At 44.5% G+C, this 14,812-nt stretch carries 13 protein-coding genes and 3 pseudogenes; 7 read left to right on the forward strand and 9 right to left on the reverse strand.

Annotated elements, in window-relative coordinates; all coding sequences use genetic code 11:
• The first annotated feature begins 4 nt into the window (after positions 1-4).
• The 6 genes from ACP2WE_RS10620 to ACP2WE_RS10645 all read left to right on the forward strand — a co-directional run bounded on the left by ACP2WE_RS10620 (position 5) and on the right by ACP2WE_RS10645 (position 5,721).
• The gene (locus ACP2WE_RS10620; protein ID WP_425215527.1) at positions 5-1,276 is read left to right on the forward strand and encodes an ABC transporter ATP-binding protein; all 1,272 of its coding nucleotides are present in this window, start codon (positions 5-7) and stop codon (positions 1,274-1,276) included.
• Positions 1,273-2,019, forward strand: a complete 747-nt coding sequence (locus ACP2WE_RS10625; RefSeq protein WP_425215528.1) for a TylF/MycF/NovP-related O-methyltransferase — start codon at positions 1,273-1,275, stop codon at positions 2,017-2,019. The genes ACP2WE_RS10620 and ACP2WE_RS10625 overlap by 4 nt, the downstream gene beginning before the upstream one ends.
• A complete protein-coding gene (locus ACP2WE_RS10630; protein ID WP_425215529.1) occupies positions 2,016-2,570 on the forward strand; it encodes an acyltransferase in 555 nt (184 codons plus the stop codon). The genes ACP2WE_RS10625 and ACP2WE_RS10630 overlap by 4 nt, the downstream gene beginning before the upstream one ends.
• On the forward strand, positions 2,567-3,547 hold the full coding sequence (locus ACP2WE_RS10635) for a glycosyltransferase (RefSeq protein WP_425215530.1): 981 nt from the start codon (positions 2,567-2,569) through the stop codon (positions 3,545-3,547). The genes ACP2WE_RS10630 and ACP2WE_RS10635 overlap by 4 nt, the downstream gene beginning before the upstream one ends.
• Before the next feature lie 106 nt (positions 3,548-3,653).
• Positions 3,654-4,655 carry a glycosyl transferase gene (locus ACP2WE_RS10640; RefSeq protein ID WP_425215531.1) on the forward strand — a complete coding sequence of 334 codons (1,002 nt, stop codon included), beginning with the start codon at positions 3,654-3,656 and terminating at the stop codon, positions 4,653-4,655.
• A gap of 1 nt (position 4,656) precedes the next feature.
• The gene (locus tag ACP2WE_RS10645; protein WP_425215532.1) at positions 4,657-5,721 is read left to right on the forward strand and encodes a glycosyltransferase family 2 protein; all 1,065 of its coding nucleotides are present in this window, start codon (positions 4,657-4,659) and stop codon (positions 5,719-5,721) included.
• Here the strand turns inward: ACP2WE_RS10645 and ACP2WE_RS10650 are convergent.
• The 9 genes and pseudogenes from ACP2WE_RS10650 to ACP2WE_RS10695 all read right to left on the reverse strand — a co-directional run.
• A pseudogene (locus ACP2WE_RS10650) lies at positions 5,694-5,975 on the reverse strand (tetratricopeptide repeat protein); the annotation flags it as partial. The gene ACP2WE_RS10645 and the pseudogene ACP2WE_RS10650 sit on opposite strands and share 28 nt — an antisense overlap.
• Before the next feature lie 46 nt (positions 5,976-6,021).
• A pseudogene (locus ACP2WE_RS26045) lies at positions 6,022-7,248 on the reverse strand (tetratricopeptide repeat protein); the annotation flags it as partial.
• Between the two features lie 813 nt (positions 7,249-8,061).
• Positions 8,062-8,649 (reverse strand): annotated as a pseudogene (locus ACP2WE_RS26050) (NB-ARC domain-containing protein); the annotation flags it as partial.
• Positions 8,630-8,917, reverse strand: coding sequence for a type II toxin-antitoxin system HicB family antitoxin (locus ACP2WE_RS10670; protein WP_425215534.1), 288 nt, complete (start codon positions 8,915-8,917; stop codon positions 8,630-8,632). The pseudogene ACP2WE_RS26050 and the gene ACP2WE_RS10670, both read right to left, overlap by 20 nt.
• Positions 8,914-9,105 (reverse strand): type II toxin-antitoxin system HicA family toxin, encoded by a 192-nt coding sequence (locus tag ACP2WE_RS10675; protein WP_425215535.1) that lies wholly within the window; start codon positions 9,103-9,105, stop codon positions 8,914-8,916. Before ACP2WE_RS10675 ends, ACP2WE_RS10670 begins: the two co-directional genes overlap by 4 nt.
• The gene (locus ACP2WE_RS10680) at positions 9,102-9,488 is read right to left on the reverse strand and encodes a hypothetical protein (protein ID WP_425215536.1); all 387 of its coding nucleotides are present in this window, start codon (positions 9,486-9,488) and stop codon (positions 9,102-9,104) included. Before ACP2WE_RS10680 ends, ACP2WE_RS10675 begins: the two co-directional genes overlap by 4 nt.
• A 186-nt stretch (positions 9,489-9,674) precedes the next feature.
• Positions 9,675-10,106, reverse strand: coding sequence for a DUF29 family protein (locus ACP2WE_RS10685; RefSeq protein ID WP_425215537.1), 432 nt, complete (start codon positions 10,104-10,106; stop codon positions 9,675-9,677).
• A 140-nt stretch (positions 10,107-10,246) separates the two neighbouring features.
• Positions 10,247-10,726 (reverse strand): DUF29 domain-containing protein, encoded by a 480-nt coding sequence (locus tag ACP2WE_RS10690; RefSeq protein WP_425215538.1) that lies wholly within the window; start codon positions 10,724-10,726, stop codon positions 10,247-10,249.
• A gap of 517 nt (positions 10,727-11,243) precedes the next feature.
• Positions 11,244-13,136 (reverse strand): eCIS core domain-containing protein, encoded by a 1,893-nt coding sequence (locus ACP2WE_RS10695; protein WP_425215539.1) that lies wholly within the window; start codon positions 13,134-13,136, stop codon positions 11,244-11,246.
• 379 nt (positions 13,137-13,515) lie between these two features.
• Between ACP2WE_RS10695 and ACP2WE_RS10700 the strand changes: the two genes are divergently transcribed.
• A complete protein-coding gene (locus ACP2WE_RS10700; RefSeq protein ID WP_425215540.1) occupies positions 13,516-14,793 on the forward strand; it encodes a tRNA nucleotidyltransferase/poly(A) polymerase-related protein in 1,278 nt (425 codons plus the stop codon).
• Positions 14,794-14,812 lie beyond the last annotated feature (19 nt).

Below are 14,812 nucleotides of genomic sequence, written 5' to 3' on the forward strand. Positions count from 1 at the left end.
AAAGATGTCTGACACGATTATTCAAGTCGAGAATCTTAGTAAGAAATACATCATTGGACATCAGCATCAAAAGCGTTATGTGGCTTTGCGGGATGTTTTGGCGGATGGCGCGAAGTCTCTCATGCAGAAACTGAGATATCCGAGTAAGCCACAACTCGATCCCGATCGCGAAGAATTTTGGGCATTAAAAGATGTTTCCTTTGAGGTAAAACGGGGCGATCGCGTCGGTATTATTGGTCGAAACGGCGCAGGCAAATCCACTCTACTAAAAATCCTCAGTCGGATTACAGAGCCTACAGGAGGACGAATTGCAATTAAAGGTAGGGTTGCTAGTTTATTAGAAGTAGGAACTGGGTTTCATCCCGAATTAACGGGGAGAGAGAATATCTTTCTCAATGGGGCAATCTTAGGCATGACAAGGGTTGAGATCTATCGAAAGTTTGATGAGATCGTGCAATTTGCAGAGATTGAGAAATTCCTAGATACCCCTGTAAAACATTATTCTTCTGGGATGTATATCAGACTGGCGTTTGCAGTTGCCGCCCATTTGGAACCAGAGCTTCTAATCGTGGATGAAGTCCTCGCCGTCGGTGACGCGGCTTTCCAGAAAAAATGTATGGGTAAAATGGAAGAGGTGAGCACGCAAGGACGCACAATTCTATTTGTCAGCCATAATAGCAGCGCGATCGCCAATCTATGTGACAAAGGACTGGTACTAGAACATGGACGTGCGATCGCCTACACGAGCAGCCTTAAAGCTTTGAACATTTATGCGAATGCACTCAATCAAAATTTCTATGTCGGCGAGCGGAAACGAGATAAACCTTCGATTCTCAAGGTGGAAGTAGAACAGTCAGCCCTTGAGCAAGGCGATCTGAAGATCGTGGTGCGCTTCACATCGCCTTGGGTGTTAGATCCGCCGCTACTTGGAGTTGTCGTCTATACGTTGTACGGGATGCCTTTGTTTGGAATTAATACATGGCAGTCGGTTGATGCTCTTTATCCCATGAGTTCTGGCATTGCCACATTGACCGTAAAGAATTTGCCCCTGCATTCTGGCACATACAAAATTTCTGTCTGGCTGGGTGAAAAGAAACAAAGCTACGATGTTAAAACCGATATTCTCACCTTTGACTTTATTTCACCCGATGTTTTACCTGGCGATTTATCTGCGGATGTAATTGGGACTGTCAACGTCAAAGGGAGCTGGAGCCTGAAAGAGGACATTTTGGCTTCAGGCACTGAGATCTATGAAACCCAGGGGAGTAAGGCATGAAAGAGATTCCAGTAAAGTTATTTAGGAGATATAAGCTGTTCGTAAATCGCTTAAAATACACCAGAATTTTCTGGAAGTTTCAGCCGTTTACGATGCTCTCTCCTCATTCCTATATCCGCAATTTGTGTCTTGTCGAGCGCTTTCGGCATATAGATGGCATTGTGGTCGAGTGTGGGGTTTGGAAAGGCGGAACGATCGCGGGTATTGCGGAGCTTTTAGGGGCTGAGCGAGAGTATTATCTATTTGATAGTTTTGCTGGAATTCCTGCGCCTCAAGAGATTGATGGGCAAGCAGCCTTACAATGGCAACAAGACAAAGACTCGCCCCACTATCATGATAACTGTAGGGTGTCAGAGGATGTTGCCTGCGAAGCAATGGCCCGCGCTGGGGCAAAACATTTCCATACCATGAAAGGATTTTTCGAGGAAACACTTCCTCAATTTTGCCCCCAAAAGCCAATCGCCATCTTAAGGTTAGATGCGGACTGGTACGACTCCACCATGCTCTGCTTGCAATATTTATATCCCTACATTGCAGAAGGAGGTGTGATTATTTTGGATGACTATTACACGTTTGATGGCTGTGCTAGGGCTGTGCATGATTTTCTTTCGGCACGATCGCTGACCGAGCGCGTTCATCAGTTTGAGCATGATGTTTGTTTTTTGGTAAAGCGTTCCCCTGTTGAGCCCGTAGAACCGCTCAATTCCATTCCAGGGACATTTAAAAAATTGGAGCGATCGTGAGTAAACTTTGCTATCGATGGCATAAACTACAGAGCAAATGGCGAACTTTTTGCCTTAGAAGTGCGGGCGTAGAAATTGGAGCTGCCTGTGCGATCGCAGAAGGAGTCACGGTGCGTCGTGATAGTTTACCCTACAAACTCGGACAAGTTCGGATTGGTGCTGGCGTGGAATTAAGTCGAGGTGTAATTTTGGACTGCTGGGGTGGAAATATTACGCTAGACGATCGCGTCTTTTTGGGACCCTACGCGATCGTCTACGGACATGGAGATGTCTCTATTGGTAAAAATAGCCTGATCGCGATGCACTGTCGCATTCTTTCATCAAATCATACGATTCCCGAACGTCATGTGGGAATTAGATCGCAGCCCGACATCTTACTACCTGTGACGATTGGTGAAGATGTCTGGTTGGGAGCAGGCGTAACCATTTTAGGCGGAATTACCGTTGCAGATGGTTGTGTTGTGGGAGCTGGTGCAGTCGTGACAAAAAATTTGCCACCTTATTCAGTTGCTGTTGGTGTACCTGCTCAAGTCGTGAGAGAGCGTCCATGAAACCCCTGCTATCTGTTATTATTCCTACCCATAATCCCCATCGAGATCGGCTAGAGAGAAGCTTGAAAGGGCTACAACGACAAACTTTAGAATCTGAGAACTGGGAATTAATTCTGGTGGATAATGCCACTCGCGATCTCGACTATCTCTCTCGTTTCGATCTGAGATGGCATCCCAACGCGAGGGTGATTCGTGAAGATCGGCTAGGCTTAACTTGGGCGAGAATTGCAGGAATTCAAGCCAGTCAGGGTGACTACCTTGTGTTTGTTGACGATGATAATGTCTTACATCCCAACTATTTGAGGTATGCGATCGCCATCTTTGGGGTAAATCAGCAGTTAGGCGCGATCGCGGGCAAAATCTTGCCAGAATTTGCAGTCGAGCCTCCAGACTGGATCGGGGATTCTTTTCGTCGTTGTCTGGCGTTAAGGGATCTAGGCGATCGGGAATTGGTTTACCCTTCCGCACAAGAGCCTCTCGAGCCTTTACGGCATCCAGATTTCTTACCTGTGGGCGCGGGTATGGCGTTGAGGCGATCGGCGGTAAATACCTACGTCGAGCGATTCACCACAGGCACTTTAGACTTGCAAAAGTTCCCTTTAGATCGCACGGGTCGTAGCTTAAGCTCTGGAGGTGATTGCGATCTTAATTTGACTGTAATTACATCGGGCTGGCAAGCAGGGTACTTCCCACAATTGCAGCTAACTCATCTTATTCCCTCTGAGCGTTTGACCAAAGATTATTTAGCAAAACTGAACTATGGAAGTTCTCGCTCTTGGGTTCAAGTATTAGCCATTCATGGCATTTGTCCTTGGCAACCCATTCCCTTATGGAGTGTTATCCCTCGCCAGATCAAAGCGTTTTTTAGCGGTCAAGCTTGGCGAGATCCTACTGCTTATATAAGATGGCGTGGAGCCTGCGGTATTTTTGTTGGATTGAGCGAGTTGGATGAATTAGAGCAAACACAAAAAAACTAAACAGCATTAATTTATGGCTCCTCTTTTAGTTGAAACTTTTGTCCCATCAGCTTTTTAAAAATAATGACATAGAAATACACTTCATCAATTTCCATCAAGAGAAATCATGTACGAACTGGGAAAAAAATTAAAACTTGGAAAAATAGCCTATCGTCTCTACTATGCGCCTAAAGGCTTCATTCAAAGAGGCTTAGCAAGGGGAATGATTAACTCAATTCTAGATTATCAAGCTCAGAAAGCTATGGAGCGTTCTGCTTTTAAGCTACCTCCAGTTCCGATCGCTCGAGAAGCTCAAAATGGAGCGAAGCCATACTTAGATATTCATTTTTTGAGTGGCAAAAAATTTTGGTATCAAACTTGTTTTTGTGCCTATTCTTTGATTCAACATACAACCCCGAAAGAATCGGCAATCCTTCGTCCCATAATTTATGATGACGGTTCCCTTGCTTCTAACTATGTGGCTGAAATTTATAGAATCTTTCCCCACGCACAAGTCATTTCTCTTGCAGAAATTGCAGCCAACCTCGATCGCGATCTACCGATTGCTAAATTTCCGCATCTCAGATCTCTCCGCATCACCTATCCGCATCTTCGTAAAATCACGGATATTCATGCAGGTTCTACAGGCTGGAAACTCGTGCTTGATTCTGATATGCTGTGCTTTCAATTTCCTACATTTTTAATTGATTGGCTGCGATCGCCACAGGTTCCCTGTCACATGGTGGATATTGAGACCTCTTACGGATATTCTGAAGCCCTGATGACTGAGTTAGCGCAGGCTCCGATTTCACCGCGATTAAATGTGGGGATTTGTGGGCTGCAAAGCGAAGCGATCGATTGGGAGAAGTTAGAGTTTTGGTGTAAGACAATGTTAGCAAGGGAGGGGAAGTCTTATTATCAAGAACAAGCCCTTGTAGCGATGTTAATGGCTGGTCAGGGCTGTGCGATCGCGCCTGCCCATGAGTATCTCGTCATGCCCGATCGGGCGGAAGCGATCGCACCGCAAGCAGTACTCCATCACTATGTCGCAAATTCCAAATGGTGGTATTTTCGCCATGGCTGGCAGCATATTGTTGAGCATCAATCTATTAAAGGAATAGTACCCTAAAATGCTGTCCCCCCTGAATCCCCAACCTTTAGTATCTATTTTAATCCCATGCTACAACGCTGAACCTTGGTTGGCAGAAACGATTGCGTCGGCGATCGCGCAGACATGGCAAAACAAAGAAATTATTGTTGTCGATGATGGCTCTACCGATGGCAGTCTGGCGATCGCCAAGGGATTTCAATCTGAAATCGTTAAGGTAATTAGCCAAGCAAATTGGGGTGCAAGTGCGGCAAGGAATTCGGCGTTTCAGGTATCGCGTGGAGCATTCATTCAATATTTAGATGCTGACGATCTGCTCGCTCCAGATAAGATCGAACGCCAAATTTCACGGTTCTCTCTAGATCTGCTCGATCCTTCTCAAGCACCTCCAGATTATGTCGTAACTTGCGAATGGGCGAGATTCTATCAAACTCCCGACGAAGCTCTATTTATTCCTCAACCGCTATGGCAGGATCTATTGCCTGTGGACTGGCTAATCTGTGCGTGGCAGGGCAATTGGATGATGCATCCTGCGGCATGGTTAGTCCCCAGACATATTGCTAAATCTGCGGGTGATTGGAACGAGCAACTCTCACTAGATGATGATGGCGAATATTTCTCTCGCGTGGTTTTGGCAAGTCAGGCGATCGCGTTTTGTCAGGGCGCGAAAACCTATTATCGCTCTGGGATGGCTGGTTCGTTAAGCAAAGCCAAATCCCCCACTGCGCTGAAATCGGCTTTTAGCAGTATCGAACTTCGCACTTCTTGTTTATTGGCAAAAGAAACTAGCGATCGCACGCGCCATGCCTGTGCGAGACTCTATCAATACTTTGTTGCGGGTGTTTATCCTGAAGCCCTCGACTTGGTTGGGCAAGCAGAACAAAGGGTTAAACAACTCGGTGGCAGTCCGTGGCGACCGAAAGAAGGCTTGCTTTTTGAATTGTTTGCCTCTGCGATCGGATGGCGATCGGCAAGGTGGTTACGCCATTTTTTGCAGAAATATGGTTGGGGGAAGTTGCCGATGGGCTGGAAGTTCTATTTGTTTCTGCAACAATGGAACTATAAAAACAAAAATCTCACTAATTGAGAAGGAATAGTTACTATTTTCCTCCTGTTGCTCTTAGGATAGCGCACGATCTCAGCATATGGGACGTTTGAGGGCGTTGGTGTCGAGATAGATTTACTGACTTTTAGGCATGACTCGTAATTTTCTCTAACTTTGCGCGTGTTGGGATGATCTTGCCCTAGAGTTTGCATGAGCTTTTTTAAAGCTCGCAGAAAGAGCGGTTCGGCTTCGTTAACCTTCCCTTGCACTCTGTAAAATCCTGCGAGATTATTGAGGCTTTGAGCGGCATGGGGATAGAGATATCACTTAATGACAATAATATTAACGATTCTTCAAATACCTATTTGATCCAAATCCTTTTTTCTTTGACTCTTTTGGCGGGCTTCTCTTTTTTTCCTTTAAGCATAATTCATAACTTATACGAGTTTTGATCGTATCGGGGTGATCTACACCTAAAATCTGTTCCGAAATCAGTAAAGCTTTTTGGAACAGCGATCCAGCTTCTTCATGTCTCCCTTGCGAATCATAAAGTCTAGCGAGGTTGTGAAGACTTTCTCCAACATTGGGATGACAATCCCCGAAAAGTTCCTGCCTCAATTTCAGATTTTTTAGACACATAGGTTCTGCTTCTCTGTATCTCCTTTGTGAAATATACATCACTGCAAGATTGTTAATAGTTTGTGCGACATCGGGATGGCAATCCCCTAAAAGCTCTTGAGATATTGTCAGAGCTTTCAGATAGATAAGTTCTGCTTCATCATATTTCTCCTGCGAATGGTAGAGCAATCCAAGGTTGTTGAGACTGGTAGCGACAGAAGGATGGCGATCTCCAAATAGTTCTTGCAACATTGTCAGTGCCAGTTTGTTAAGGAGTTCTGCGTCTTCATATCTCTCCTGCGAATAATAGAGCAATGCTAGGTTGTCCATACTTTGTGCGACATCGGGATGGCGGTCTCCGAAAAGTTCTTACCTCAAAGAGAGCGCTTGTTTTAAGAGCGGTTCCGATTCTTCATATCTTCCTTGCCTATAGTACAGCCCTGCGAGACCACTCAGACTGGTAGCGACATCGGGATGGCGGTCTCCGAAAAGTTCTTGCTTCAAAGAGAGCGCTTGTTTTAAGAGCGGTTCCGATTCTTCATATCTTCCTTGAGATTTGTACAGCTCTGCGAGGTTATTGAGGCTGGTAGCGACATCGGAATGACGATCTCCGAAAAGTTCTTGCCTCAAAGAGAGCGCTTGTTTTAAGAGCGGTTCCGATTCTTCATATCTTCCTTGAGATTTGTACAGCTCTGCGAGGTTATTGAGACTGGTAGCGACATTGGAATGGCGTTCTCCAAACACTTCTTGATTCAAAGAGAGTGCTTGTTTTAAGAACGGTTCCGATTCTTCATATCTTCCTTGGAATTCGTACAGCACTGCAAGGTTGTTGATAATGTTGGCAACATCAGGATGGTGTTCGCCTAAAATTTTTCGTACAGAAATTAAACATCTCTGATATAGATCTTCGGCAAGTGTGTAGAGTCCTTGTCCTGCATAGAATCTCGCAATTCCTTCAAAGGCCCATCCTAAATTAGAGCTTTCAGGGTTAGGAATGTCACCTAGCATTTCGCGGCTCATCATCTCTAGATGAGGAATAGCAGGAGTAACTTCAGAAATCTTTTCTATAGTTGGAGAATTAGGTATCCGTTTTGCTATCTCTAGCAAAGCTCCGACTATCTTTTGCCTTAAAGAAAACCATTCAGGATGTTGTTGCAATTGAAATTGAAAATATTCCCGCAATAACTGATGCAGTTGATAAATGCCCTGATTTTCTCGTTGCAATAGATGAAGGTTTAGCAATTCACCTCGCAGCGCCTTCAAATCATTGAGCTGAAATTCTAAAGGCTTCTTTTGAAAAATCTTGCCTAAAGACTGCCACCAATTTTTTTTTGCAGCTATAGAAAATAGCGCTGCATCTTCAGCTAATTGCCAAGGAATAGGAGCAAGGGCAAACAAACCTAGCAAACAAGCTAATCTTTGTGCTGAGGTTGATAGCTCTTGCCAACTCAGATTAAAGGAAGCAACAACATTTAAGTTTTTCGGTAATAGTTTCTTTTCTTCTTCGGTCAACTTTTCCAGTTGCATCATACATTCTGTCTGCAATCGCTTGAGTAAATCTGCAATAGAAGTATCTTGCTGATTGGGCAAAGCCAAATATCGCCCTACCAATTCGATCGCTAAAGGTAACCTTCCCAACCATTCACAAAGATCCGTAATTTCTGAGCTTGTCCTGCGAGGGTCGTCCATAGGCAAAAATGATAGTAATAACGCTACAGCCGCCGATAATTCTAAAATATCTAATCGGTATTGCTGCATTGCCCCACCCAACTCTAGCCGCGTCGTCGCCAATACCGTGAAATCTCCCCCCAGCGGTGGCAAATATGGCTTTAAACTTTCATAGTCCTTCACATCATCCAAAATCACCAGCATCTTTTTGGGTTGTGCTTTGGTCTTAGGATCGGCGCTTAAATGCTCGGTCAAACACCTCCAGCAATAAGCCGCCAACTTTTCCATTGTATCCAAATCGTCGGGAAAAGCCCGATCTAGCTGCACTTGCACAAAATCCCGTAACTGGATCGCCAGATCGCTATTTGCCTGCAACCAACAGATGCCGCCGCGATAGTCCGTCAACAGATGCCGCAACGCATATTGCAGTGCTAGTTCCGACTTGCCCACACCGCCCATGCCCTTGACATAGGCTGACACCGCCACCCGTTGATTCTTTTCTAAAAGCTGATGCACCTCTACCAAATCCGCATCCCGTCCCGCAAAAAATGTCACATTCGTCGGCGGCAAGTTCAACGGAATCCCTAAGCGCTTTGCCTCCTGCAAGATTTGGTTGTAGTTGAACGTATTGTTCTGCGTATTACCCGAACCGTCTTGTTTGATATTAATTTCTGAGTTGCTCACGGTTCACCTTCTGCAAACTCGCGACAGAAACATGGGTTAAATAAAACTCTTCGCCTTCCGAATCGCGCAAAGCATCCAAATATGCATCAATTCCACGCGGTTTTGGCAACTCATCGCGATCCACCAGATGTAAAGCCAACGCCGATCGCATTAGCTTTGTAGTTTCTTCCAAAGTCTCGCCCGTCGCTATACAACCCTCTACATCAGGCGAATATGCCGAAAACCCAGTATCACTTTTTTCCAAGACGATTAAATATTGGTCGATCATTTTAACCCTGCCTGTTTGAGAATACTTGCCAGCGTCCCTTTGCGTACATCATCGCTCAACTTACCCGCCACCGTCACTTTTCCCGATTTTGTTGGATGTTTGTACTGTCTATGACTACCCACAGTATCCACCAAAAACCACCCGTCAGCCTCAAGCAACTTCAGCAGATCGCGTACTTTTGTCGTCATAGAGTAAAAGTATTGTTCTGGGTGTTATTTGTCCCTGCCTGACTCACATTAATCTGTTTGCCAATAATAGTAATCGTGCCACCTGCTTTTACTGCCTGAAACTTTTCTTTAAATTCCTGATTCTCCTCAGCATCAGCCGCCGCCACCAGTTCTGTAAAAATCGGATCGGGTGGGATCTCTTCTAAAACGGCTTTCCCCAGATTTAGTACGGTTGGGTTGCCTGCCTCTAACGCCTTGGCAGTTTCAGGAGAATGTTCGCGAATTTTAGCGATCGCCTGTCCAACCTTCGCGATCGTTGCCTCACCAAACTTTTCGCCCGACTTCTCCAGAGCTTTCGTTAGAAATATGATGCCGATCGTCGTTGCTACCGTTAGAGGATCCATGAGCTTTCACTTTTTTGCATGAGTTCTATCATAACCATTTCAGCATAGTTACACGAGACCATCAAGTCAGATGTCGCTAAAATTTCATAATTCTGCTTTCAAAATCAAACTCTACTCTCTATGGATGCTTTGACGTTAGCGATCGCTTCCTTTGAGAAACTGCGGATCGAGGATTTGGGCGATCGCTTATTCACTATCTGCCAAAATTAAGGCGATCGCCCGATCGATAATCGTATTGCGATCGACCATGGCTGCTAGTTGGCTCACTGTATAGCAACCACCAAAAGCTTCGGCCGCCGCTCCCGATAAAGCTACCCGATATGCATCACTAATCGCTTCCCGTAATTCTTCCTCTAATAGATAATTACCGCCAGCTTTCCTGCGCCGATTGGTCTTCTGGATTTCATATACGGCATTCTCAATCGAAGCATCCCACGATCGCGTTGTTCTTCCTTCAGCTTGGCGTTTGATTAAATGTAGAAGCAGAATCTTTGCAAAACTTGAGATTTTATTCAGCTTGTCATCCTTGCTCATTTCTGTCATCTCTTCCACTAGCAGTAAAGCATCATGGATATTGCCATCAAGCAAAAATCCCTTGAGTTCTAATAGCTCTTCCATCGCGCATACCTCCTAGATCGAACTGCCTAATCGATTTCATCCATTATCTTCATATTTCTATTATTAAAATCGCTCCATATTTACACCGTCGATTTACCAATATCTTAATTTTACGCCATACTCAATCCAAAGCCTTAACGTTAGCGATCGCTTCCTTCAGGAAACTGCGGATCGAGAATTTGGGCGATCGCGTAGGGACATTCCTTTGGCAAATCGTCGATGTCTAGAGGTGTTTCGCGCAAAACTAAATTGACTCCCTGTCGAAAGCCTTTCTGGATCGCTTCATCAAGATAGGGTTTCAAACTTGGATTTTCTTGCAAAATATCCAAAACCTCATCTCGTTGCTCGCGAATGGTCGCTTTCCAGCTTTTGCCACGCAACTCAGGTTGGTATTCCCATTTCAAGAAATGTCCGATTAAGATTCCTAAACGATTGCGAAGTTCCTGCTTTTGCTGCTTCCCCAATGATTCGATCTCCTCAGCTAAATTCTCAATATCTAACGCCTGCCATTTGCCCAAACGCAACAACTCTGACTGACTCTGCGTCCATGCATAAAAATCTCGTTCGTATAGATTAGTGGCGCGATCGTATTCGCTTTGCTCTAATTTTGCTTCTAACATCACTTGTTCCTCCTACTTCGTTTAGGATAGCGCATTGTTTGATTGCATGGAAGAAACTAAAATTGCTACAAGATCGGCGATTTTTTTGAATTTTGAATTTTGTTAGTGTCACGAAGTTTTCGCCACTTGCAAAATACAATTTTGTAATGCTTTTGCTGTAAGGCTTTAAAAATTCAAGTTTCTTGGTGGCGAAAAATTAAAGACACTAACGAATTTTAAAGATAACTTCGAGTGCCAAAGCTGATTCATCATCACGTATGCTGAACAAAGTTTCTTGGCTTTACGCGCAAATCTCCGTACTGAAGAATATATGTAGCGTTGGCGGTGTTGGGTTAGGAGTGTAGTGAATGTTGTACTTCGGATTTGAATTGGTGTTGGGATTGGTAGTGATATGGATTTAGGTTTTGCTTTTGGCTGCGTGCTCATGTGACCTTACCCCGATAAAACGCTCAACCAACCTACCTGCTGGTGAGTTGTTCTCTACACTTCCTTAGTACACTCTACAGACAAGACTCTATTATTTAAAAAGATCATCGATCTTCTCTCTCATCTTCTTTCCTTGTTCTTCTAAGGCTCTTTGTGTCTTGGAGTTTAGTAATTCTTTCCGTCCTGTTATCTTGTCGGTAATTATCCAATATCTCGGATTTCTTTCGTCGTCTGCTCCAAAACACTCAACTGTGATATGTAAGGCACTTAAGGCATCTTTTTGTGCAGTCTCTTTTTCCCGTATATCGTCGAAATCTAGTAAAGATAGATGGGTCTCATATTTCTCGCCAAAGCTAGAAATGGGTTCCATTTTCGTAACTCGTTCCTCTATTTCTAATTGGTTTAGTAATTCTTCGCCACTAAGAATTGGCAGGGTGGAACCTTTAGATTTTGATTTTTTCTTTTTCCCTTCTTTCTTAGGAGGGGGGGCGATCGCCGCCCTGACAATCAGCTCAGACCATTTAATTATCTCTTCTGAAGTAATATTGTAGCGGTTCTCTGCCTCTTCCATTTCGGTTCTTGCAGCTGCTAACTCTCCCAACAAGATTTTATTTTTAGATGGGCTAAGGAGTTTTTCATCTAGTTTCTTTTTTGCTTCGTCATAAGGAATATCTGCCAACTTATATACTGACGTATTAAACGTCTTGTCTGAGTTTGGTTTCTTCTTATACTCTTTATACTCTTCGCGATTAAGTATCCAATCCTTTAGTTTGATAGCATATATTGTGTCTGGGGCATCAGGGAAGTATTCGCTATCTTCGATATACTCGTTCAATGTCGCAACTATAATTTCCACTAGTTCATGTTTCTCATCTTTCCACATCTGTCTAATCTTTTTCTGGGCATCTCCTCTAGTCTCTTTCCCCGTATCTATTGCTGCCTCTCCCTTCCCTATCACTACTCTCTGAATCATTTTTTCTAAATTATTTGCCTTCGGTATTAGTATGGATTGGCTAATAAAAGGTTGTGAAGATTGTAATGGAGTTGTGAGTTGTAATCCTTGCGATTGAGAGCGTTGTACTTTATCTTTATTCTGCTGAACCACATGCGTCAATTCATGAGCAATCAACTCCTGCCCACCTCGACTACTTGGCTCATAGGCTCCCCGTCTAAAGAATACATCCTGCCCTGTCGTAAACGCCTTTGCCTGAATCGATTTGTTAAGGCTATCCGATTTGGAATCCGTATGGATTTTCACGCCACTGAAATCTGTACCAAATGCTTGCTCCATTGGTTGACGGATGGAATCTGTTAGGGGTTGTCCGTTGCCGCACGATCCTTGGATGGCACTCTCAAGATCGGATGTTGCCTCTACTTCCCTCTCACCTGATTTTTGTTGAAGCATCTGCGATCTTTGCAGTTCGTCTTCTTCATCAGGCATGGCTTCCCGTTGCAGGTCATCTGGCTTCATCTGAAGTTCGTCTTCTTCCTCAGACATTTCCTCACGCTGAATAGAGGAGATTGCAGGCTTCATTTGGAGTTGCTCTTCCTCTTCTGTCACTTCCTCACGCTGAACGCTTTCAGAGTCATTAATCTTTTGTACGACCTGTTCGGCGACGCGATCTGCTTCCTGTTCATATTTATCGCCCACCGCTCCGATCGCTAACTTTGCCTGAATGGGCACAGCAATCCCTGCCTCTTCTGCACGTTTCTCTTTATATCGCTGCACCGTCTCCGCCCATTTTCGCTGCGTGACACTGGCGGACGAACCATAGTAGTCATGGTTGCGATCGCCCGAAAACCATCGTGCTGTATCGTATAAATTCTCGTGTGAACTCAGATTTGCCAACTGTTCGCTTGATTGTTGCGAGGTAGAGGGCTGCACTTGAGGAGGTGCAAACGGGCGTGTCTGAAGTTGTATGACAGGTGGCGCGGATGAAGATTGGGTTGCAGGCTTCTTGATATATTCGCTATATTCGCTCACGGTCAAACACCTCTTTCTTTAAATTGAGTGTTCTCGAAATTTGTAGCAACGGCTCTAACAACAAGGCTCAAAAATTCTCGATTTACTGTTTAGGAGGAATGTTTGAGATGGTGGCGATCGCTTAAATCTAAAAATTCATTTTTTTGCAATTAAGCGCATTTTAACCGAAATATTGCTTAAATGTGGGTTTAATCAGAGATTTGTATAATTAATCGTGAGATTAGAGTAAAACATTTATTCGTAATGCATTTGGATATAGGATCGAGCTACCGCTTGGTTTTACTCCTAATATTGGTGTAATCAAAAAAATCTAACTCTCAGAAATTGACAGGATTTACCCCAAAATCAGCATAATTCTTAACAAAATCGCTTTTTAAATATGTCTAGATTCCCTTTCGACTTGAACGAATTGCCCAAGCCTGCCTATCTTGTGGGGGGATGGGTGCGCGATCGCTTGTTGGGTCGTCAGTCTAAATATTTAGATATCGATTTTGTCTTGCCCGATCGGGCAGTTGCAATTGCCTCTGCGATCGCCAAGCGATACAAGGCAGGGTTTGTCGTCTTGGATGCCGAGCGTCAAATTGCACGGGTAGTGTTTAAAAATGCCACTGCCGATTTCGCCCAGCAAATGGGAAGTTCGATTCGAGAGGACTTGGAACGCAGAGATTTTTGTATGAATGCGATCGCGGTTTCGGTTAGCGAAGATTTTCAATCTGAATTCACAAAAACAGGAATCTTGCCTCCATCTTCTCTCCTCGATCCTTTAGATGGAGCAGGCGATCTAGCCAAAAAACAGGTGAGAATGGTTGCGCCTGAGAATCTATTGGACGACCCTCTCCGCATCTTGCGTGCCTATCGGCAAGCAGCACAGTTAGGCTTTGAAATTGAGGCGTTAACCCAAAAGACCTTGGTGAAATTCTCTCATGCTCCTTTTCAAGGCATATCGCAGATCGCAGCAGAGAGAGTTCGCACGGAGTTGAGCTATCTTCTATCGCTTGATGAGGGGAATAGATGGTTGGTGACAGCGATTGACGATGGCATTCTTGAGGCTTGGCTTCCTACTAATTGTTTGGAATTCAATCGGTTTGCCAGAATTGATGAAGCGATCGCCTTGCTAATTGAGACTTTCCCAAGATTAGAAGTCTATTTTGCGAATGTACTAGCTAGCGATCGCACGGCAAAAATCATCACGAAACTGGCAGCATTGTCGAATTCAGCCACAGCAATGGAACCTCTAGGCTTCAGCCGCAACGAACTGCGTTGGTTGATGGGGATTTTGCGCTATCTTCCCAAATTTTTGGAATTGCTCCCCGGTGCAACACCTAAGCAGCAGTATCAATTATTTCAAGCCACCCTAGAGATTTTCCCTGCTCTCTGTGCTGTGGCGATCGCCCATGGAACTTCCGATGAATCAGCTTTTGAAGCGATATTGTCTTGGTTGCGTCAGTGGTGCGATCCGCAGGATGCGATCGCGCATCCTGCCATTCTCGTTACAGGTTCAGACCTCATGACTGAGTTAGCTTTATCCCCAAGTCCTAAAATTGGAGAATTGCTAGAATCCGTAAGGTTGGCACAGGTAGAAGGAGCTGTGAAGGATAAAGCTGAAGCGATCGCCTATGCCAAACAGGTTTTACTGAAAGAAATCCCCAATCCCTAACCTCGACTATCGTAGAGGC

Origin of the sequence: Tumidithrix helvetica PCC 7403 (genome assembly GCF_965232925.1) — a bacterium.
GTDB lineage: Bacteria > Cyanobacteriota > Cyanobacteriia > Pseudanabaenales > Pseudanabaenaceae > Tumidithrix > Tumidithrix helvetica.